Below are 21,171 nucleotides of genomic sequence, written 5' to 3'. Positions count from 1 at the left end.
CCGAGGCCGTGACATGCGTCACAGCACACTGAAAGCCGCGGCCTCACTCCGAACGACAGAGCGCCGTGCCCCCTCCGGAAGGGGGGCACGGCGCTCTGTCCACTACTGATCGATGTCAGCCGTTGCGCTTCCAGCGCGGCTTGTCCTCGCGGCGGTTGAAGGAGCCGGAGCCGCGGTGGTCGTCACGGCGGCCGTACGGGCGGTCGTGGCTGCCGGAGCGGTAGCCGCCGGAGGGGCGGTCGCCGGAGGGGCGGTCGCCCTGGCGGTCGCGGTTGAACGGACGGTCGCTGCCGCGGTGGCCGCCGCGGTCGTCACGCCGGTCGAAGGAACGCCCACCACGGTCGAACCCACGGTCACCGTCCCGACGGAACCCGCCCCGCTCGCCGTCCCGGCGCTCGAAGCCACGGCCGCCGCTGCCGCGCTCGTCGCGACGGTCGTCCCGGCGGAAGCCACGGTCGCGGTCACGGTCCCGATCCCGGCTGTCCCGGTGGAAGCCGCCCCGGTCGTCGCGCCGCTCGAAGGAACGCCCACCACGGTCGCGGTCCCGGTCCCGGTCCCTGTCTCGCTGGAACCCGCCCCGGTCGTCGCGACGGTCGTCCCGGCGGAACCCGCCCCGCTCGCCGTCCCGACGCTCGAAGGAACGCCCACCGCGCTCAAAGCCACGATCCCGATCCCGGTCGCGGTCACGGTCACGGCCGAAACCGCCACGCTCGCCGCGCTCGCCGCGCTCAGAACGCTCACCCCGGTCGTCCCGGCGGTCGTCCCGGCGCTCACGCCGCTCGTACGAGGAACGCTCGTACGAGGCAGAAGTCCGCTCGCCCCGCTCGGAACGCTGGGTCCCCTCGGAACGCTCGGTCCTCTCGATCCGCTCCACGTCCTGGGCCGCGGGCTGCGCCGGCAGGGAGAGCTCGCCCTTCTCCGGGGTCTCGGCAACCTCGGCCACGCCAGGAGCCGCCGCTGCTTCCGCCCCCTCGGCCGCCGCCTCCGCGAGTGCCTGGGCCGGGTCCTCGCCCCGCTCGCGGGCGACCCGGGCGACCAGTCGGTCGGCCTCCTCGCGCAGCTCGGTGGCGCGGCGCGTGGCGCGGTCCAACTGCTTGGTGAGGTGGGCCACTTCACGCTCGGCCTGCTGGGCGGCGTTGCCGGCGGACTCGGCCTGGACCTCGGTCATCGACCGGGCACCGGTGATCTCGGCAACCTCCGGGTCGAAGGCCGCACCGCCCTGGATGAGGTGGCGCGAGGCGTCGACGCCCGCGTCCTCCATCAGCCGGAAGATCTGGCGACGCTGGTGCGGAAGGGAGAGGGACACCACGGTGCCCGTGCGCCCGGCACGCGCCGTGCGCCCGGCCCGGTGGAGGTAGTCCTTGTGGTCACCCGCGGGGTCGACGTTCAGCACCAGGTCGATGCCGTCCACGTGAATACCGCGCGCCGCGACATCGGTGGCGACCAGCACGTTCACATAGCCGTCCTTGAAGTCGGCCAGCGTCCGCGTCCGCGCGCCCTGGGTCATGCCGCCGTGCAGGGCGTCGGCCTTCACCCCGGCGTCCCGCAGCTGCTCGGCGACACGGTCGGCGCCCAGCTGGGTCCGCACGAAGATGATCGTCCGGCCCTTGCGGGAGGCGATCGCCGCGGTGACCGGAGCCTTGTCCTTGGGCTTCACGATCAGGATGTGGTGCGACATGGTCGTCACCGCGCCCTGCGCCGCGTCGACCTCGTGGCTGACCGGCTTGTTGAGGTAGCGCTGGACGAGCGTGGCGATCTCGTTCTCCATGGTCGCGGAGAAGAGCATGCGCTGGCCGCCGGCCGGGACCTGGTCGAGCAGTTCGGTGACCTCGGGCAGGAAGCCCAGGTCGGACATCTGGTCGGCCTCGTCGAGCACGGCGATCTGCACGTTCTCCAGGGAGCAGGCGCCGCGGTTGATGATGTCGCGCAGACGCCCGGGGGTGGCGACGAGGATGTCGACCCCGCGCTCCAGCGCGTAGATCTGGTTCCCCATCGACGTACCGCCGCAGACGACCTTCATCTTCAGGCCCAGCACGTCGCCGTACGGCTGCAGCGCGTCCGCGACCTGCATGGCGAGCTCACGGGTGGGGGTGAGGATGACGGCCCGGGGCTTCTTCTTCTCGGTGTGGCCGCCGGCCAGCGTGGCCAGCGTCGGCAGACCGAAGGAGAGGGTCTTGCCGGAGCCGGTGCGTCCACGGCCCAGGATGTCCTTGCCCGCCAGCGCGTCCGGGATGGTCGCGGCCTGGATCGGGAACGGGACGGTCACCCCGTTCTGCGCGAGCTTGCGGACGACGGCCTCGGGCAGCCCCAGGTCGGCGAAGGTGGCCTCGGGTGCGGCGGTCTCGTCCGTACCCTCGGGCAGGACGACGTGATCAGTACTGGCAACGGACATGCGAAATGCAAACCTTCCGGAGTTCTCGGCACGCGCCCAAACTCCGTGAAAGTCGCAATCAACCGCCTCAATGCGGTCCGGCCACGGCAAGGGAGAGTACGCGCCACACGCGGCGCGTCATTTTGGCGCCGGGCAAATGGGATCAAACGATCTGCCACCCTACGCACCCTCCACCCCTCAAAGCAAACCGACCCTGAACCCGCAGGTCAGAGCTGGGATGCTCCAGAGCACATGAAGAGCACAGCGAAGGCCCCGTCCATGTGAACGGGACCTTCGGGCGGTGGCTGGGGCCGGGGTCGAACCGGCGACCTTCCGCTTTTCAGGCGGACGCTCGTACCAACTGAGCTACCCAGCCATGAGGTTTCACGTGAAACCTCAGCGGTCCTGACGGGATTTGAACCCGCGGCCTCCACCTTGACAGGGTGGCGAGCACTCCAAACTGCTCCACAGGACCTTGCTGTTGTGTGCGAACCAGCTGACTCAGTGTCGCACACGGTGTTGCGTGCCCCCAACGGGATTCGAACCCGTGCTACCGCCTTGAAAGGGCGGCGTCCTAGGCCGCTAGACGATGAGGGCTATCGGCCCACCTGGGCGCTTTGCAGCGCGTCGGGGACGTGAGAAGCATAGGCGATGCGAGGAGGGTTCGCCAAAACCGTTTGGGGTCCGGTACACGACCGGCTCTCATCGCCCCGTGGGCGAGGGGCTGCCGGACGGACTCGCAGACGAACCCGGGGACCGGGTCGAGGACAGGCTGGGGGACGGTGTGGGGGACGGAGTCGCCCCGGGCTGGTTCTCCTTCGGCAGGTGGCGGCTGACCTCGGCCGTCGTCAGGCCCAGGCCGCCCAGCCTGATCTCGTCCCAGGCCTGGAGGCGGCGGGTGTCCCGGTCGAGGTAGAGGACCGAGGCCTCGATGGGGTCGGGGTGGTCCCCCTCCACCGCCCGCAGCCCGCTGCCGCCCGTCGAACCCTCAAGGCGCAGCCGTGTGCCGTACTTCATGACCTCCATCTCCTGGTGGTGGAGATGCCCGCCCAGCACCAGCGGTACCTCGCCGTCCGTCTGGCGGGCCGCGTCCGGGTTGTGGGCGATCGCCACGTCCACCGGCGTGCCCGCCCTCTCCTGGTCCCGGAGCGCGGACGCCAGCCGGGCGCCGGCCAGCTCCTCCGACCGGGCGCCCCCTGGCTTCGCCGAGCGGTCCGGGGTGAACTGGGGATCTCCCATACCCGCGAAGCGCAGCCCGGCCACCGAGACCGCCCGGCCACCGTCCAGGACGTGCACGTTCTTCATGCCCTCCAGATAGCGCTGGGTGGCCGTCGAGTCGTGGTTGCCGCGCACCCACACGTACGGCGCCCCGAGGTTCGCGATCGGGTCCAGGAAGCCGTTCTCGGCCGTGCTCCCGTGGTCCATGGTGTCGCCGGAGTCGACGATGACGTTGATGTCGTACTGCTCGACCAGCGAGGCGATGATCTTCCAGCTCGCCGGGTTGAGGTGGATGTCCGACACGTGCAGGACCCGGATCGTGCTCGGGTCGGGGGTGTACGCGGGGAGGGTGGACGTGACGTCGTACAGCTTGGTCACGTTCGTCACCAGGCGCGCCAGCTCCTTCTGGTAGACGTCGAACTCGGTGACGATGCTGCGCGCGTTGCCGACGAGGGAGGGCGCCGAGGACAGCAGTCCGGAGAACTTGGGCTCCAGGACGGAGTTCGGGTTCCAGGTGGCGAAGGCCGTGCCGCCGGACACGGTGAGCAGGGCCAGGGCGAGGCCGCCGGCGGCGAGGGCGCGGCGCGGACGGCGGTAGACGGCGAGCCCGAGCGCGGTGGCCCCCGACACCACGGCCACGCAGGAACGCAGGGCCAGGTCGGCCGTACCGTGCCGGACGTCACTCGCGATCTCGTCCTGGAGGCCGGAGATCCGCTCCGGGTGGTCGACCAGGGCCTGGGCGCGGACCGGGTCGAGCTGGTCCACGTTCACGTCCAGACGGACCGGCGCGACATGGCTGCGCAGCTCCAGCGCGCCGAGCGGGGAGACGTTGATCTTCGTGCCGCCGTCGAGTGAGGGACGCAGCGTCATCGTGGTGTTCATGGGGCCGACCGGCGCGCGGACGTTCCCCACGATCAGCAGGCCCAGCCAGGCGCCGAGCAGCACCACGGCGACGAGGCCGAGGGCGCGGGTCCAGGGGTGGGGCTGGTGGACGAGCTGGACGGTCGGGTGCGAACGGCGCGCCCGGTACTGACCGACCAGGGCGCCGGGCGACTGCCGTACGCGGCGCACGGCGGCGACAGCGAGAGCGGGGACGCGGGCCATTGGTCCCGTATGCCCGGGTACGCGGATGGCTATGCGGGGAGGGACGCGGATACTGAGGTGACCAATATCTCCTCCGCCTCCTCTGTCTCTCTGTCTCTCTGTCAGCCCCAGCCCAGCTCGTGGAGGCGCTCGTCGTCGATGCCGAAGTGGTGCGCCACCTCGTGGACGACCGTGACGGCCACCTCGTCCACCACGTCCTGTGCCGTCTCGCAGTAGCGCAGGGTCGGGCCCATGTAGATCGTGATGCGGTCCGGGAGCACTCCGGCGTACCACTCCCCGCGCTCGGTCAGCGGTGTCCCCTCGTACAGGCCCAGCAGCTCGGGATCGTCGGCGGAAGGCTCGTCCTCGACGAACACGGCCACGTTGTCCATGACCCGTGTCAGCTCCGGCGGGATCTGGTCCAGGGCCTCACTCACCAGCTCTTCGAACGCCTCGCGCGTCATCTCCAGCACACCGCCATTGTCACGGACAGCCCCTCGGGCCGGGCGGGACGGGGTGCTCGCCGGTCCACGAGTCGTTCGCTGGGACGCTCACCCAGGGCGCGTGTCTTCTTGTGGGCGGCGGGAGTTGGGCAGGTTGACTTCTCCCGCCCGCCCTCGGAGGTGGCTGCCCGTGCGCGCCTTGTACGTACCCGTCCGTCTGGCCGTCACGGTCATGACCGTCGCCGCGGCCACCGGCTGTGTGAGCGTGGACGACGACGGGGCCAGGCCGGGACCCTCGCACTCGGCCCGGCAGCGGGGCGGCGAGGCTCCGGACGGCGCGGCGGCGGGGTCCGACGGTTCCGGCGCCGAGCACCAGGGCGGGCGCGGGAGGAAGGGCGCGGCGGCCGAGCCCCACCCGTCCGACGAGTCCGACTCGGCGTCCCCCTCGGCCTCCGCTTCCAGGACCAGGAAGCCGTCCCCCGGGGCGACCGCGAAGGACGGCAAGGGCGGTGGCAACGGGGACGAGCCGCAGAAGCCCGAGCCGCCGCAGCAGGAGCCGACCCCGACGCGCACGCCGGAGCAGCCCCCGCCCACGAAGGAACCGGAGTCCCCGGCCCCCGAACCCTCCACGCCGGAGCCGTCGTCCTCGGCCCACGAGCAGAACACCCAGCTGATGGAACGCGAGCCGGCACCGCGGGCGGGGGAAGCGGCGGCGTAGGACGTACGGAGACCGAGGCGTACGAGAACCCGTCCCACGAGACCGGGGCGTACGAGAACCCGTCCCGCTAGACCGGAGCGCACGGAGACCGGGCGCACGGACTCCTGGGCGCCCGGAAAGCGAGCGGCACCCGAATCGCCTTCGTGGCCCTGCCTCCCGCCCCGCGCGGAGCGCAAAAGCGTTCGCCAGCAATTTCGGCGAGGTGAGATCCTGGTCCCCGTATGTCTACGCACCCTGCCCCCGCCCTCGGCGCCCTCGCCCCCCGCCTGGCCGAGCTGTCCCTGCGCGACGCGCACCGGCTCGGGCGCAGGCTCGAAGGCGCGCGAAAGATCCGCAATCCGGAGGCCCGCGCCGCCGTCGTCGCCGAGATCGAGGCGGAGGTCGCGAAGGCCGAGGACCGGATGGCCGAGCGGCGCGCCCGCGTGCCCGCCGTCACCTACCCCGAGCAACTGCCCGTCAGCCAGAAGAAGGACACGATCGCGGAGGCCATCCGCGACCACCAGGTCGTGATCGTCGCCGGTGAGACGGGCTCCGGCAAGACCACGCAGATCCCGAAGATCTGCATGGAGCTGGGCCGTGGCGTCCGCGGCATGATCGGGCACACCCAGCCCCGCCGTATCGCGGCCCGGACGGTCGCCGAGCGCGTGGCGGAGGAGCTGGACACACCCCTGGGTGAGTCCGTCGGCTGGAAGGTGCGCTTCACCGATCAGGTGAACCCGGACGCCACCTTCGTCAAGCTGATGACGGACGGCATCCTGCTCGCCGAGATCCAGACGGACCGCGAGCTGCGCGCCTACGACACGATCATCATCGACGAGGCCCACGAGCGGTCCCTCAACATCGACTTCCTGCTGGGGTACCTGTCCCAGCTGCTGCCGAAGCGGCCGGACCTGAAGGTCGTCATCACCTCGGCGACCATCGACCCCGAGCGCTTCTCGCGCCACTTCGGCGACGCGCCGATCATCGAGGTCAGCGGCCGGACGTACCCCGTGGAGGTGCGCTACCGCCCGCTCCTCGAAGAGGCTGTGTCTGATTCCGGGGGCGACGACGCCGACCGCGACCAGATCACCGCGATCACGGACGCGGTCGAGGAGCTGATGGCCGAGGGCAAGGGCGACATCCTCGTCTTCCTCTCCGGCGAGCGGGAGATCCGCGACACGGCGGACGCGCTGGTGAAGAAGCAGTACCGCTTCACGGAAGTGCTCCCCCTGTACGCCCGGCTCTCGCACGCCGAGCAGCACCGCGTCTTCCAGCCGCACACCGGCCGCAGGATCGTCCTCGCCACGAACGTCGCCGAGACCTCCCTGACCGTCCCCGGCATCAAGTACGTCATCGACCCGGGCTTCGCCCGCATCTCGCGCTACAGCCACCGCACCAAGGTCCAGCGGCTCCCGATCGAGCCGGTCTCCCAGGCCAGCGCCAACCAGCGCAAGGGCCGCTGCGGCCGTACGTCGGACGGCATCTGCATCCGCCTGTACTCCGAGGACGACTTCACCGCCCGCCCGGAGTTCACCGACGCCGAGATCCTGCGGACGAACCTCGCGTCCGTCATCCTCCAGATGACCGCGGCGGGCCTCGGCGACATCGAGAAGTTCCCCTTCATCGACCCGCCGGACCACCGCAACATCCGCGACGGCGTCCAACTCCTCCAGGAACTGGGCGCGCTCGACCCGGCCCAGAAGGACCCGCGCAAACGCCTCACGCAGACCGGCCGCAAGCTCGCCCAGCTCCCCGTCGACCCGCGCCTGGCCCGCATGGTCCTGGAAGCCGACCGGAACGGCTGCGTCCACGAGGTCATGGTCATCGCCGCCGCGCTCTCCATCCAGGACCCGCGCGAGCGCCCCGCCGACAAGCAGGCGCAGGCCGACCAGCAGCACGCCCGCTTCAAGGACGAGACGAGCGACTTCCTCGCGTACCTGAACCTGTGGCGGTACATCCGCGAGCAGCAGAAGGAGCGGGGGTCGTCGTCCTTCCGCCGTATGTGCAAGCAGGAGTACCTGAACTTCCTGCGCATCCGCGAGTGGCAGGACATCTACAGCCAGCTCCGCACGGTCGCCAAACAGATGGGCATCCACCTCAACGAGGAGGACGCGGCCGACCAGAGCATCCATGTCTCCCTCCTCGCCGGCCTGCTCTCGCACATCGGCATGAAGGACGTGAGGGAGTCCAAGGACTCCGGCCAGGGCGCACGCAAGGAGAGCGGGCGGAACGAATACCTGGGCGCCCGCAACGCCAAGTTCGCGATCTTCCCGGGCTCGGCCCTCTTCAAGAAACCCCCGCGCTTCGTGATGTCGGCGGAGCTGGTGGAGACCTCCCGCCTCTGGGCCCGCGTCAACGCGCGCATCGAGCCCGAGTGGATCGAGCCCCTCGCCGAGCACCTCCTCAAGCGCACCTACAGCGAGCCGCACTGGGAGAAGGACCAGGCCGCGGTCATGGCGTACGAGAAGGTCACGCTGTACGGCGTCCCGATCGTCGCCCAGCGGAAGGTCAACTACGGCCGTATCGACCCCGAGACGAGCCGCGAACTTTTCATTCGCAACGCCCTCGTCGAGGGTGACTGGCGCACGCACCACAAGTTCTTCGCCGACAACCGCAAGCTCCTGACCGAGGTCGAGGAGCTGGAGCACCGCGCCCGCCGCCGCGACATCCTCGTCGACGACGAAACCCTCTTCGACTTCTACGACGAGCGCGTACCCGCACACGTGGTCTCCGGCGCCCACTTCGACTCCTGGTGGAAGCGCAAGCGGCACGAGCAGCCGGACTACCTCGACTTCGAGCGGGAGATGCTGATCCGCGAGTCGGCGGAGGCGGTCACCAAGGCCGACTACCCGGACTCGTGGCGGCAGGGGCAGCTGAAGTTCCGCGTCACCTACCAGTTCGAGCCGGGCGCGGACGCCGACGGTGTGACCGTCCACATCCCGCTCCAGGTCCTCAACCAGGTCACCGACGAGGGCTTCGACTGGCAGATCCCGGGCCTCAGGGAGGAACTCGTCACGGAGCTCATCCGCTCCCTCCCGAAGCCGATCCGCCGCAACTACGTACCGGCGCCGAACTTCGCGAAGAGGTTCCTGGACACGTCCGTCCCCTTGCAGGAGCCGCTGACCACGACCATGGCGCGCGAGCTGAAGCGCATGGTCGGAGTCCCCTTCGATGCCGACGACTTCGACTGGGAGAGGGTGCCGGACCACCTGCGCATCACGTTCCGTATCGTCGACGAGCGTCGCCGCAAGCTCGCCGAGGACAAGGACTTGGAGGCCCTGAAGCTCAGGCTGAAACCGAAGGCGAGGAAGGCCATCTCGCAGGCCGCCGCGGCCACGGCGGAGCGTCAGGGCGGCGAGTCGCTGGAGCGCTCCGGCCTGACCGACTGGACGATCGGCTCCCTCACCCGCGTCTTCGAGACCCGCCGCGCCGGCCAGCCGGTCAAGGCGTACCCGGCACTGGTCGACGACGGCGCCACGGTCTCGGTCCGCCTCTTCGACACGGAGGCGGAGCAGGCGGAGGCCATGTGGAAGGGCACCCGCCGTCTGATCCTGCTGAGCATCCCGGTGAACCCGGCGAAGTTCGCCTCGGAGAAACTGACGAACCCCCAGAAGCTCGCCCTGTCCGCGAACCCCCACGGCTCGATCCAGGCCCTCTTCGACGACTGCGCGACGGCCGCGGCCGACCGGCTGATAGGGGACCTCGGGGGACCGGCCTGGGACGAGTCGTCGTACCGGAAGCTGTACGACAAGGTGCGCGCCGAGATCGTCGACACCACGGTCCGTACGGTCGGCCAGGTGCAGCAGGTGCTGGCCGCCTGGCAGTCCTGTGAGCGCCGTCTGAAGGCCGTACGGAGCCCCGCGCTCCTGCCGAACCTCCAGGACGTACGGGCGCAGCTGGACGCCCTCGTGAAGCCCGGCTTCGTGACGGAGACGGGTCTGCGCCGACTGCCCGACCTGATGCGCTACTTGGTGGCCGCGGACCGTCGCCTCCAGCAGATGCCGACGAACGTCCAACGGGACACCACCCGCATGGAGAAGATCCACGAGATGCGGGACGAGTACGCCTGGCTCCTGGAACAGATGCCGCAGGGCCGCCCGGTCCCCGCCTCCGTCCTGGACATCCGCTGGATGATCGAGGAGCTCCGCGTCAGCTACTTCGCCCACGCACTCGGCACGGCGTACCCCGTCTCCGACAAGCGCATCGTGAAGGCCATCGACGCGGCGGTACCGTAACCACCCCGGTACGCTGGGTGAGTTCGACCGGAGGGCTCGCCCTCCTGTAATGTCTCGTCTCGCAGCGCAACGCACGGCAGAGTCACCATCCGGCTCCGCCAGGAGGCGCCGCGAAATCTGGTCCTGTGGAGCAGTTTGGAGTGCTCGCCACCCTGTCAAGGTGGAGGCCGCGGGTTCAAATCCCGTCAGGACCGCAATCGATCGAAGGGCCCGCGCCTACCAAGGCAGCGGGCCCTTCGCCATTCCCCCCTCGCCTGACAGGCACCCGCTCCTGGCGCCGTTCGTTGGACAGGGAAAGACCCGCGCAGAGACGGCTCACCCAGGCTCACCCAGGCTCACCCAGGCTCACCCAGGCTCATCCAGGATCGTCCACGAGGGCCCAAGAAAAATTCGGACGGCGATGTCGAGAACCCGTGACCGGCTCCGTCCCCGCGATGAACGCGACCGAGAAGGGGTCGCACCAGCACCGAGGAGAACCACGATGGCCAAGTACCTGCTGCTCAAGCACTACCGCGGTGCCCCGGCCGCGGTCAACGACGTGCCGATGGACCAGTGGACGCCGGAGGAGATCTCGGCGCACGTGCAGTACATGAACGACTTCGCGGCCCGGCTGGAGAAGACCGGCGAGTTCGTCGACGGTCAGGCGCTCGCGCCCGAGGGGGCGTGGGTCCGGTACGACGGTGAGGGGCGCCCGCCGGTCACCGACGGCCCGTTCGCCGAGACCAAGGACCTCATCGCCGGCTGGATGGTGATCGACGTCGACAGCTACGAGCGCGCCGTCGAACTGGCCGGGGAACTGTCGGCCGCGCCCGGCGCGGGCGGCAAGCCGATCCACGAGTGGCTTGAGGTGCGCCCGTTCCTGACCGCGCCGCCCACCATCACGCAGTGCCCTCACACGTGACCTCATCCATGGACGAGACCCTGCTCCGCAGCCTCACGCCGAGCGTGCTCGCCATCCTCGTCCGCCGCGGAGCCGACTTCGCGGCGGCCGAGGACGCCGTACAGGACGCCCTCGTCGAGGCGATCCGCGTCTGGCCCGCCGACCCGCCGCGCGATGCGAAGGGCTGGCTGGTCACCGTGGCCTGGCGCAAGTTCCTCGACCGGACTCGGGCGGACGCCGCCCGCCGCCGGCGTGAGGAGCTCGTCGACGAGGAGCCGACGCCCGGGCCCGGGCCCGCGGTGGACGACACGCTCCAGCTCTACTTCCTGTGCGCCCACCCGTCGCTGACGCCGTCGTCCGCGATCGCGCTCACGCTGCGCGCCGTGGGCGGGCTGACGACCCGCCAGATCGCCCAGGCCTACCTGGTGCCCGAGACGACCATGGCGCAGCGCATCAGCCGGGCCAAGCGGACCGTGGCCGGCGTCCGGTTCGACCAGCCCGGCGACGTCGCCACCGTGCTGCGCGTCCTCTACCTGGTCTTCAACGAGGGCTACTCAGGCGACGTCGACCTCGCCGCCGAGGCCATCCGGCTCACCCGGCAGCTCGCGGCCCGGGTCGACCACCCCGAGGTGGCGGGGCTGCTCGCCCTCATGCTGCTGCACCACGCCCGGCGCGCCGCCCGGACCGCGCCCGACGGCAGCCTCGTACCGCTCGCCGAGCAGGACCGCGGCCGGTGGGACACCGACGCGATCGCCGAGGGCATCGCGATCCTCCAGGCGGCCCTCGCCCGCGACCGGCTGGGCGAGTTCCAGGCCCAGGCCGCCATCGCAGCCCTCCACGCCGACGCGCCCACCGCCGAGGAGACCGACTGGGTGCAGATCGTCGAGTGGTACGACGAACTCACGCGCCTGACCGACAACCCCATCGTCCGGCTCAACCGCGCGGTGGCCGTCGGCGAGGCCGACGGACCGCGCGCCGGCCTGGCGGCACTCGCGGCGCTGGACGCCTCACTGCCCCGCCACGCCGCGGTGGCGGCATACCTCCACGAGCGCGACGGCGACCTGCCGACAGCGGCACGGCTGTACGCCGAGGCGGCCCACAAGGCACCCAACCTCGCCGAGCGCGACCATCTGACACGCCAGGCCGCCCGGCTCAACGCCCGCCCATGACCGGGTAGGGGCGGCGGGGGCGAGGAACCGTCGGCTCCCACCCCGGCATGGCCCCGGGTGTCTTGACGCCGTCACATTCCGTGGGTACCCAGAAAGCAGGGCTTCCCGACCCGGAGGTGGCGTATGACGGCGACCACTCGGCACGAGACGCGCGCACTGCTCCGTGCTCACCTGTCGGCCGCCTCCTCGTACCGCCATCTGACGCGGCACTGCCCGATCTGCCACCAACTCCTGCGGCTGGCCATGGAGCCAGGACAGTACGGCGAGGACGACCCGCAGACCGCCGACGAGGAAGAGACCCAGACCCCCCAGAGCCCGTCGAAGGCGTGAAGGACCCGATCCGGGATACACAGCGTGCACGAGCCGGAGGCACCCGAGCCGCGCGAGGCCTCAAGAGGCCTCAACTCCCGCCTCCAGTAGCGCAGATGCACTACCGGCAACAAGCGCCGCGACACGTGACGGGTGTCACACACTGAGTTCGCGGAGTCAGGGAACTTACCGACCTCCTACAACAGGTCAATTTAATATGTGCAATTGCACCGCCCCCGAGCTACCCCACAGAAGATCCGACACCCCTCCCCGGAGTCCGGCAAGCCCGCTCACGGAGCAGCGGCCCGGACCCCCACAAGCCCCGCACAGCACCGCCACACCCACCTGCGTCCGCGCACAAAAAAATCGCGCTGGACCCGGCGGAGTCCAGCGCGATCGACGACGCACCCTATGTTGCTTGTCTTGAGAACACGACCCGCCTAGAACGTCCTGGGCGGAGCCGGAGAGCTTGGGCATGGGCCCTGTTGGGGCAGGAACCCGCGTCGCTTGGAGCTGTGGGCCGGACGGTTCGACATGTTGGGGGACCTGCCGATTCGCCCGGTTGTGCGATGGTTCAGGCCTCGCTGCGCTGCTGCGGAATACCCGCGAGCAGTGCGCGGACCTCAGCCTCGCGGTAGCGGCGGTGCCCGCCGAGCGTACGGATGGACGTGAGCTTGCCGGCTTTCGCCCACCGCGTGACCGTCTTCGGGTCCACGCGGAACATGGTGGCGACCTCAGCCGGGGTCAGCAGCGGCTCGGCATCAGGGGTGCGAGCGGTCATGAGCGGCCTCCTCGGGAGAACCGAACCTTCTCGGTTCTTTCCTCTAAATTCTGCACCTTGACCCGCGTTGCCCGAAATGGCGGACGCGAGTCGAGTCGGTTATAGGACGAACGGCTTGTCCTCGGCACTACAACTACACCATCTGTCCAGCCGCGTCGGCCAAACCGATGGAATTGCCCTCCCAGGTGTTCATCAGCGACGGAAGCCGATGGACCATGCCATAGCGGACAGTCACGCCACTGTGACGATCAGTCACACCAGCGATCAGGAGTCACCAGACCCCCCATAGCGTGCAATGCTGAGATTCCACCCATACTTGGGCAGAAGAAGTCTCCCCCGGACTCCTTGTCCTATTTTGGCACGAGGAGGGGCGTAAGAGGCAAGACCCTTGTTAGTGCAGTCCGTCACCCTTAACGGCTACTTGACACATAAGACCGGATCAGGGCCCATACGCCCCCCGTCACCCCCCAACGCACACTTCGGTACGTCAAGCCTGGGCCAAGGGTCGATAGTTCACCATGACATCACAGTTCGCGGAAAGCTTGTTCCATCGCAGACCGCCAACTGGGTTTCACGAGCAGCAAGTTCACGGCCGTGCCACCCGCCGCGCCCGCCCGACCGGCCCCTCGGCACCCGCGGGGAGCGGGGCCTCAGTTCGACGACCGGCGGTCCCGTACGGCCCGCCAGCGCTCCACCAGACGCCCGTACGCCGCCCCGGCGGCATCCTCGTCCCCCGTGCGCAGCGCCTCGATGCCCTCGGCGACGTCCGCCGCCGAGTGGTCCCCGTCGAGCTGGTCGGCGGGCAGGACGTGCACCAGGCCGCCGTAGTCCAGTTCGACCAGCGAGCGAGGGTGGAACTCCTCCAGCCAGCGCCCCACGTCCACCAGGCCGTCGATCAGCGGCCCCTCGTCGATCATGTCCCGCATCGCCCGCAGCCCCCGGGCCACCCGCCGCCGCGCCTGCACCATCGGCGTGCGGTACCGCAGCGCCGGCGGGACCTCGTCCGACCCCTTGTCGTAGCGCCGCTCCTCGTCCCCCACGAGCACGAACCAGTTCAGCGGCACATGCCAGGTCGAGCTGCGGATCCACGGCCGGGCGTCGGGATGGCGGGCCATCCAGCGCTCGTAGTCCTGGGCGGCCTGGCGGCGCACGACCGGCGGCAGCACGGCGTCCAGGACCGGTGCGGGCAGCTCCTCGGCAAGATCGCCGAGCGCCTGCCAGCCGCGCAGCCTGGTGCGCCACGGGCAGACGCAGAGCACGCCGTCGGCCTCCAGCACGAACGCGTCGCCGCTCTCGTGCACCGGCACCGGGATCGGCGGGGTGGGCAGCAGATCGGTCAGCGAGCGGCGCAGTTCGTCCTGGTAGGAGGGGCGGTCCGGACGACGCGCGTAGCGCGCCCAGTGGCTGCGCTCGGGCTCCGGGAAGGCGGCCAGCGGCTCGTACACGCGCAGGTACGACGCGTACGGAACGACCAGCGAGGACACCTTGGGCACGCCTGCTCCCTCCCCATGGGACCCGACACGAAACCCTGCCGCTTCCCGCGCGCGGGAAGCGGGGAACCACTGCAAATCGTCCCACGCACATGTGCGAACGTACTCCTGGGGAGGGTGATCCTGGACACTGATGAGCACGGCGCGGATGACTGGCGGGAACAGGCTCTACCCTCATGCCACGGGCCCCGCCACCCGTACGGGAGTCCGTCCCGACACCGCCGCACTCAGCCTGGAGTCACCACCGTGACCGACGTAACCGGCGCGCCTGCTGATGTACTGCACACCCTGTTCCACTCGGACCAGGGCGGCCATGAGCAGGTCGTGCTCTGCCAGGACCGCGCGAGCGGCCTCAAGGCCGTCATCGCCATCCACTCCACCGCCCTGGGCCCCGCCCTCGGCGGCACCCGCTTCTACCCGTACAGGACCGAGGCCGAGGCCGTCGCCGACGCGCTGAACCTCGCCCGTGGGATGTCGTACAAGAACGCCATGGCCGGCCTCGACCACGGCGGTGGCAAGGCCGTGATCATCGGCGACCCCGAGAAGATCAAGACGGAAGAGCTGCTGCTGGCGTACGGGCGGTTCGTGGCCTCGCTCGGCGGGCGGTACGTGACGGCCTGCGACGTCGGGACGTATGTGGCCGACATGGACGTCGTGGCACGCGAGTGCCGCTGGACGACCGGCCGCTCCCCCGAGCAGGGCGGCGCCGGCGACTCGTCCGTGCTGACCGCCTTCGGCGTCTACCAGGGGATGCGGGCCTCGGCCCACCACCTGTGGGGCGACCCCTCACTGCGGGATCGCACGGTCGGTATCGCGGGCGTGGGCAAGGTCGGGCACCACCTGGTGGAGCACCTGCTGAACGAGGGCGCCGAGGTCGTGATCACCGACGTGCGCGAAGAGGCCGTGCGCCGGATCACCGAGCGCCACCCCGACGTCCGTGCCGTCGCCGACACGGAGACGCTGATCCGCGTCGAGGGCCTGGACATCTACGCCCCCTGCGCGCTGGGCGGCGCCCTGAACGACGACTCCGTGCCCGTCCTCACCGCCAAGATCGTCTGCGGCGCCGCGAACAACCAGCTCGCGCACCCGGGCGTCGAGAAGGACCTCGCCGACCGCGGGATCCTCTACGCGCCGGACTACGTGGTGAACGCCGGCGGGGTCATCCAGGTGGCCGACGAGCTCCACGGATTCGACTTCGAGCGGTGCAAGGCGAAGGCCACGAAGATCTACGACACCACGCTGGCAATCTTCGCACGTGCGAATCAGGATGGGATTCCACCGGCCGCCGCGGCCGACCGGATCGCCGAGCAGCGGATGCAGGAGGCGTCGTCGGCGCGCGGTCGCGGACGCTGAGGTTCCGTGGGGCGCCCGCGAGGGTGCCCCACGGGTTCGGCCGGTACCTGCCTGGGGGCAGTGGGAGAGAACTCTCACGTTCGTCGGCGGGTCGTCCTGCAAGAAGTGGTTAAAATCGCCACTGACCAGCAAGGACGGGACTCCCCGAAGGCCTTGTGCACACGCGCGCAGTGCGGGCGACGTACCGTATGGGCGCGGGCTCAGGTACGGTGGAAGCCCTAGGGGCGGTCTCTCTGCGGAGAGCCCGTTCTAGATCATGAACGCGTCAAGACTCTGGGGCCGTCGAGCCCCGTCACCGAGGGGGTCGAGCCATGGGGCGCGGCCGGGCCAAGGCCAAGCAGACGAAGGTCGCCCGCCAGCTGAAGTACAACAGCGGCGGGACTGACCTGTCGCGTCTGGCCAGCGAGCTGGGCGCATCGACTTCGAGCCAGCCTCCGAACGGCAAGCCGTTCGAGGACGACGAAGACGACGACGACCCGTACGCCCAGTACGCGGATATGTACAACGACGACGAGGACGATGAGGACGAGGAGTCCGGTCCCGCGTCGCAACGCCGCGGCGCTTGACGATCTGGCTGCGCTTGCCCCGGTCCGGAGCGGTCCACCACCGCCGGACCGGGTTTTGCGCTGCCGCCGCGATACTCAGGCGCCGGCGCTTTTGGATTGAAGCTTCTAGCTTGAATACGTGCCGGTCAGAGCCGCCCCCGTCGTGTGCTCACCGCGGTCGGTGATCTCACCCGCGATCCAGGCGTCGACCCCACGGTCGGCGAGGGTCGCCAGCGCGACGTCCGCCGATTCCTGGGGCACGATCGCGATCATGCCGACGCCCATGTTCAGGGTCTTCTCCAACTCCAGCCGCTCGACGTCGCCGGTGCGGCCGACGAGGTCGAACACCGGGGCCGGCGTCCAGGTGGAGCGGTCGACGACCGCGTGCAGGTCGTCGGGGACGACACGGGCGAGGTTCGCCGCGAGTCCGCCGCCGGTGACATGGCTGAAGGCGTGCACCTCGGTGGTGCGGATCAGCGCCAGGCAGTCCAGCGAGTAGATCCTGGTCGGCTCCAGCAGCTCCTCGCCGAGCGTGCGGCCGAGCTCGTCGATCGTCGCGTCCAGGGACAGGCCCGCCTGGTTCAGCAGGACGTGCCGGACCAGCGAGTACCCGTTGGAGTGAAGCCCGGAGGACGCCATCGCGACGACCGCGTCACCCTTACGGATGCGATCCGCGCCGAGCAGCCGGTCGGCCTCCACGACACCGGTGCCGGCGCCGGCGACGTCGAAGTCGTCGGGTCCCAGCAGGCCGGGGTGCTCAGCCGTCTCGCCGCCCACGAGGGCGCACCCGGCGAGCACACAGCCCTCCGCGATGCCCTTGACGATGGCCGCCACCCGCTCGGGGTGGACCTTGCCGACACAGATGTAGTCGGTCATGAACAGCGGCTCGGCCCCGCACACCACGATGTCGTCCATGACCATGGCGACCAGGTCGTGGCCGATCGTGTCGTACACACCGAGCTGCCGGGCGATGTCCACCTTCGTGCCGACGCCGTCCGTGGCGGAGGCGAGCAGGGGGCGCTCGTAGTTCTTGAGGGCGGAGGCGTCGAAGAGCCCGGCGAAGCCGCCGAGGCCGCCCAGGACCTCGGGGCGCCGGGTCTTCTTCACCCACTCCTTCATCAGCTCGACGGCGCGGTCGCCCGCCTCGATGTCGACGCCCGCGGCTGCGTAGCTGGCACCGTTCTCAGACATGGCAAAGGGCACTTTCGTGTCGTACGGCAGGGATCACGGGCTCTTACGGACGGCGGATCGCGTCGGCGGCGGCCGTGGCGGCGGGCCCGGCGGCCAGCTCCGTCTCCAGGAGCTGCTTACCGAGCAGCTCGGGGTCCGGGAGCTCCATCGGGTACTCGCCGTCGAAGCAGGCGCGGCACAGGTTCGGCTTGGCGATGGTGGTCGCCTCGATCATGCCGTCGATGGAGATGTACGACAGCGAGTCGGCGCCCAGCGAGGTGCCGATCTCCTCGATCGTCATGCCGTTGGCGATGAGTTCGGCGCGGGTGGCGAAGTCGATGCCGAAGAAGCAGGGCCACTTCACGGGCGGGGACGAGATCCGGATGTGGACCTCGGCGGCGCCGGCCTCGCGGAGCATGCGCACCAGGGCGCGCTGGGTGTTGCCGCGCACGATCGAGTCGTCGACGACGACCAGGCGCTTGCCCTTGATGACTTCCTTCAGGGGGTTCAGCTTCAGCCGGATGCCGAGCTGACGGATCGTCTGGGAGGGCTGGATGAACGTACGCCCGACGTACGCGTTCTTGACCAGACCGGCGCCGAACGGGATGCCGGAGGCCTCGGCGTAACCGATCGCGGCCGGGGTGCCGGACTCCGGGGTCGCGATCACCAGATCGGCCTCGGCGGGGGCCTCGTGGGCGAGGCGGCGGCCCATCTCGACGCGGCTGAGGTAGACGTTCCGCCCGGCGATGTCCGTGTCCGGGCGGGCCAGGTACACATACTCGAAGACGCAGCCCTTGGGCTTCGCTTCCGCGAATCGGGAGGTGCGCAGACCGTTCTCGTCGATGGCGACGAACTCGCCCGGCTCGATCTCGCGGACGAAGCTGGCGCCGCAGATGTCGAGGGCGGCGGACTCGGAGGCGACCACCCAGCCGCGCTCCAGACGGCCGAGGACCAGCGGGCGGATGCCCTGCGGGTCGCGGGCCGCGTAGAGGGTGTGCTCATCCATGAAGACGAGCGAGAAGGCGCCCTTGACCTGCGGGAGGACCGTGGCGGCGGCCTCCTCGACGGTCAGCGGCTCACCGTCCTCGCCGGTCTGGCCGGCGAGGAGCGCCGTGATGAGGTCGGTGTCGTTGGTGGCCGCCACCCGGGTGGACCGGCCTTCCTGCTTGGGCAGGTCGGCGGCCATCTCGGCGAGCTGCGCCGTGTTGACCAGGTTGCCGTTGTGTCCGAGCGCGATGGAGCCGTGCGCGGTCGCCCGGAACGTCGGCTGGGCGTTCTCCCACACGGAGGCGCCAGTCGTCGAGTAGCGGGCGTGACCGACCGCGATGTGCCCCTGGAGCGCACCGAGCGAGGTCTCGTCGAAGACCTGCGAGACGAGGCCCATGTCCTTGAAGACGAGGATCTGGCGGCCGTTGCTGACCGCGATTCCCGCGGATTCCTGGCCCCGATGCTGGAGGGCGTAGAGCCCGAAGTACGTGAGCTTTGCGACCTCTTCGCCCGGAGCCCAGACACCGAAGACGCCACACGCGTCCTGGGGGCCTTTCTCACCGGGGAGCAGATCGTGATTGAGTCGACCGTCACCACGTGGCACGGCACCGAGTGTAGGCGAGATCGCGCACTGGTCCGAATCCCGTGATCTCGGTGCATGCCGGTGAGGCGACCCTGGCCCGCGTACGTCACTTACTGGCGACCGCGCTGATGCCCTCGCCGTTTTCGCTGGTCAACGTGATGGTTCGGTCGTCGATCCGGTAGCTGACCTCGCTCTTGAAGAGGTCCAGGAGCGTCCGCTCGGTGTCCATGAGTGAGCCGTCGCACATCCTGCGGGTAGTGCCGGGGGTGCCGACGGTGAGCTGACCGTCGCGTACGGTCGCGTCGGCCGTGACACGGTTGCAGCCCAGGTTGCCGGCGAGCCTGCCCTCCTTCTTGTCGAAGGTGAACCAGGCCTTGTCGACCGAGTCGGACGGCAGGGAACGGGCCGTGCCGTCCTTCACGAGCGAGGTGACCTTCCACGTGGTGCCGTACAACGGGGCGGGCTCCTCCTCGCTGAGGACGACCTTGTCGCCGGAGCCCGAGGTGAGCGTGAGTTTTCCGTCGCTCGTCTCGGCCTTCAGCGGCCCGTCGCCGAGGGTGCGGCGCAGGGACTCCTCGAAGGACATCGGGACGTCCTCGCACGCCATGTCGGTGGACTGGGCGTTGCCGAACCTGACGCTGTCGCCCTCGACGGTCGCGGTCGTACCGAAGCCGTTGCAGCCGTAGTTGCCGTCGACCTTGCCATCCTTGGCGATCTTCACATACGCGCTGTCGGGGGCCTGCTCGCGCTTCCCGTCGAGGGTGAGGCTGTCGACGCTCCAGCGGACGCCGGCGACGGGGGCCTGGGAGCCGGGCTTCGAGCCGACGGAACTGCTGCCCGACTCGCTGCCGCAGGCCGCGACGAGCGGAAGCAGGATCAGGGCGCTGAGGGTCAGTCGCTGCATGTTCATGACGCTGGGACGGGTGGGGTGGGCGAGCGGTTCCCGTCTTTTCCGGACAGGATTCAGGCTCTTTCCGGACAGGGTTCGGGTTCTTCAGGACAGAGTGCGGGTTCTTCTCCGGACAGAGTGCGGGTTCTTTGCCGGACGGGTCTCAGCGCATGAGGGGCAGCAGGCCGCCGAGATCGGCGCGCTCTCCGCTCGCCCGGACGCGCGCCTGCCGTACGGCCTCCTGCCACTCCTCACGTCCCGTGGCGAGCCGGACCCAGGTCAGCGGGTCGGTCTCGACGACGTTGGGCGGGGTGCCACGCGTGTGCCGCGGGCCCTCGACGCACTGCACGACGGCGTACGGCGGCACGCGCACCTCGGTAGAACCGCCGGGCGCCTTCACGGCGAGCGCGTCGACGAGCAGCCGGGTGCAGGCGGCGAGCGCCTGACGGTCGTACGGGACGTCCAGGCCCGGCACGGCCGCGTTCAGGTCGTCGGTGTGGACGACGAGTTCGACGGTGCGGGTGACCAGGTAGTCCGCCAGGTTCATGGCACCGGGTCGGGTGGCGAGCAGCCGTTCGCCCGGAGTGGCGGCCAACCGCTCGGCCAAACGCTGCTCGGTGCGGGCGTACAGCACGTCGAGGTCCGGGTTCTCGCGGGTGAAGGCGCGAGTGCGGTCGATGTTGGCGTCGGCGAACGCGGCGGTCGCGGGCGGCCACTCCAGCAAGGAGAGCTCCACCTTCGCGGGCGGCTCCTGGTCGATGGCCCGGCTCAGGGCCTCGGTGGCCATCGCGATGTGCGCGACGAGCTCCCGTACCGTCCAGTCCCCGAGGCGGGTGGGACCGGCCAGCTGGTCGGGGGTGAGGGTGCGCACGGCATCCCGTACGTTTCCGAAGTGGGCGAGCACCGCCGTGCGGATCTTGGCGGGGTCGTAGGTGCGGGGGCGTTTCCTGGCCGGAGGCATGAGCGTC

The 21,171-nt window shown here is 70.0% G+C and carries 16 protein-coding genes and 4 tRNA genes; 8 read left to right on the top strand and 12 right to left on the bottom strand.

What is annotated here, in order from left to right; genetic code table 11:
• Positions 1–115 precede the first annotated feature (115 nt).
• From IE262_RS30170 to IE262_RS30145, 6 genes are all read right to left on the bottom strand, one after another.
• Positions 116–2,392, bottom strand: coding sequence for a DEAD/DEAH box helicase (locus tag IE262_RS30170; RefSeq protein ID WP_189878092.1), 2,277 nt, complete (start codon positions 2,390–2,392; stop codon positions 116–118).
• A gap of 281 nt (positions 2,393–2,673) precedes the next feature.
• Positions 2,674–2,747, bottom strand: a tRNA-Phe gene (locus IE262_RS30165).
• Between the two features lie 24 nt (positions 2,748–2,771).
• Positions 2,772–2,846 (bottom strand) — tRNA-Asp (locus tag IE262_RS30160).
• Positions 2,847–2,895: 49 nt separating this feature from the next.
• Positions 2,896–2,968 (bottom strand) — tRNA-Glu (locus tag IE262_RS30155).
• Between the two features lie 105 nt (positions 2,969–3,073).
• Positions 3,074–4,693, bottom strand: coding sequence for a metallophosphoesterase family protein (locus tag IE262_RS30150; protein ID WP_189878089.1), 1,620 nt, complete (start codon positions 4,691–4,693; stop codon positions 3,074–3,076).
• Positions 4,694–4,794: 101 nt separating this feature from the next.
• Complete coding sequence (locus IE262_RS30145; protein WP_134040070.1) at positions 4,795–5,145, bottom strand: metallopeptidase family protein; 351 nt, start codon at positions 5,143–5,145, stop codon at positions 4,795–4,797.
• Positions 5,146–5,305: 160 nt separating this feature from the next.
• Here IE262_RS30145 and IE262_RS30140 point away from each other — a divergent pair, with 160 nt between their 5' ends.
• The 6 genes from IE262_RS30140 (at position 5,306) to IE262_RS30115 (ending at position 12,426) form a co-directional block, all read left to right on the top strand.
• Complete coding sequence (locus IE262_RS30140; protein ID WP_189878087.1) at positions 5,306–5,833, top strand: hypothetical protein; 528 nt, start codon at positions 5,306–5,308, stop codon at positions 5,831–5,833.
• A 221-nt stretch (positions 5,834–6,054) separates the two neighbouring features.
• Positions 6,055–10,047 carry an ATP-dependent RNA helicase HrpA gene (gene hrpA, locus IE262_RS30135; protein ID WP_189878085.1) on the top strand — a complete coding sequence of 1,331 codons (3,993 nt, stop codon included), beginning with the start codon at positions 6,055–6,057 and terminating at the stop codon, positions 10,045–10,047.
• 119 nt (positions 10,048–10,166) lie between these two features.
• A tRNA-Asp gene (locus IE262_RS30130) sits at positions 10,167–10,241 on the top strand.
• A gap of 287 nt (positions 10,242–10,528) precedes the next feature.
• Positions 10,529–10,948 (top strand): YciI family protein, encoded by a 420-nt coding sequence (locus IE262_RS30125; RefSeq protein WP_134040067.1) that lies wholly within the window; start codon positions 10,529–10,531, stop codon positions 10,946–10,948.
• 8 nt (positions 10,949–10,956) lie between these two features.
• A complete protein-coding gene (locus tag IE262_RS30120) occupies positions 10,957–12,096 on the top strand; it encodes an RNA polymerase sigma factor (RefSeq protein ID WP_189878169.1) in 1,140 nt (379 codons plus the stop codon).
• 123 nt (positions 12,097–12,219) lie between these two features.
• A complete protein-coding gene (locus IE262_RS30115; protein WP_189878084.1) occupies positions 12,220–12,426 on the top strand; it encodes a DUF6274 family protein in 207 nt (68 codons plus the stop codon).
• Positions 12,427–12,979: 553 nt separating this feature from the next.
• On the opposite strand, the gene bldC is transcribed toward IE262_RS30115, so the two are convergent.
• Together bldC and IE262_RS30105 are read right to left on the bottom strand one after the other, a co-directional pair.
• On the bottom strand, positions 12,980–13,186 hold the full coding sequence (bldC, locus tag IE262_RS30110; protein ID WP_003949541.1) for a developmental transcriptional regulator BldC: 207 nt from the start codon (positions 13,184–13,186) through the stop codon (positions 12,980–12,982).
• A 650-nt stretch (positions 13,187–13,836) separates the two neighbouring features.
• Positions 13,837–14,679 (bottom strand): DUF8083 family protein, encoded by an 843-nt coding sequence (locus IE262_RS30105; protein ID WP_189878082.1) that lies wholly within the window; start codon positions 14,677–14,679, stop codon positions 13,837–13,839.
• Between the two features lie 243 nt (positions 14,680–14,922).
• Between IE262_RS30105 and IE262_RS30100 the strand changes: the two genes are divergently transcribed.
• Entirely contained in the window at positions 14,923–16,029 is a 1,107-nt protein-coding gene (locus tag IE262_RS30100; protein ID WP_134040064.1) for a Leu/Phe/Val dehydrogenase, read from the top strand.
• A gap of 311 nt (positions 16,030–16,340) precedes the next feature.
• Positions 16,341–16,595 (top strand): DUF3073 domain-containing protein, encoded by a 255-nt coding sequence (locus IE262_RS30095; RefSeq protein WP_189878079.1) that lies wholly within the window; start codon positions 16,341–16,343, stop codon positions 16,593–16,595.
• A gap of 105 nt (positions 16,596–16,700) precedes the next feature.
• On the opposite strand, the gene purM is transcribed toward IE262_RS30095, so the two are convergent.
• The 4 genes from purM to IE262_RS30075 form a co-directional block, all read right to left on the bottom strand.
• Entirely contained in the window at positions 16,701–17,765 is a 1,065-nt protein-coding gene (gene purM, locus IE262_RS30090) for a phosphoribosylformylglycinamidine cyclo-ligase (protein WP_134040062.1), read from the bottom strand.
• A gap of 43 nt (positions 17,766–17,808) precedes the next feature.
• On the bottom strand, positions 17,809–19,335 hold the full coding sequence (gene purF / locus IE262_RS30085) for an amidophosphoribosyltransferase (RefSeq protein ID WP_134040061.1): 1,527 nt from the start codon (positions 19,333–19,335) through the stop codon (positions 17,809–17,811).
• An 85-nt stretch (positions 19,336–19,420) separates the two neighbouring features.
• Positions 19,421–20,218 (bottom strand): META domain-containing protein, encoded by a 798-nt coding sequence (locus IE262_RS30080; RefSeq protein ID WP_308432813.1) that lies wholly within the window; start codon positions 20,216–20,218, stop codon positions 19,421–19,423.
• 148 nt (positions 20,219–20,366) lie between these two features.
• Positions 20,367–21,164, bottom strand: a complete 798-nt coding sequence (locus tag IE262_RS30075; protein ID WP_189878077.1) for a maleylpyruvate isomerase family mycothiol-dependent enzyme — start codon at positions 21,162–21,164, stop codon at positions 20,367–20,369.
• Positions 21,165–21,171: the final 7 nt, after the last annotated feature.

This window comes from Streptomyces bluensis (assembly GCF_014650715.1).
Lineage (GTDB): Bacteria > Actinomycetota > Actinomycetes > Streptomycetales > Streptomycetaceae > Streptomyces > Streptomyces bluensis.
Note: the sequence above shows the minus strand (reverse complement) of the source record. Positions and strands in the feature narration are given on the sequence as shown.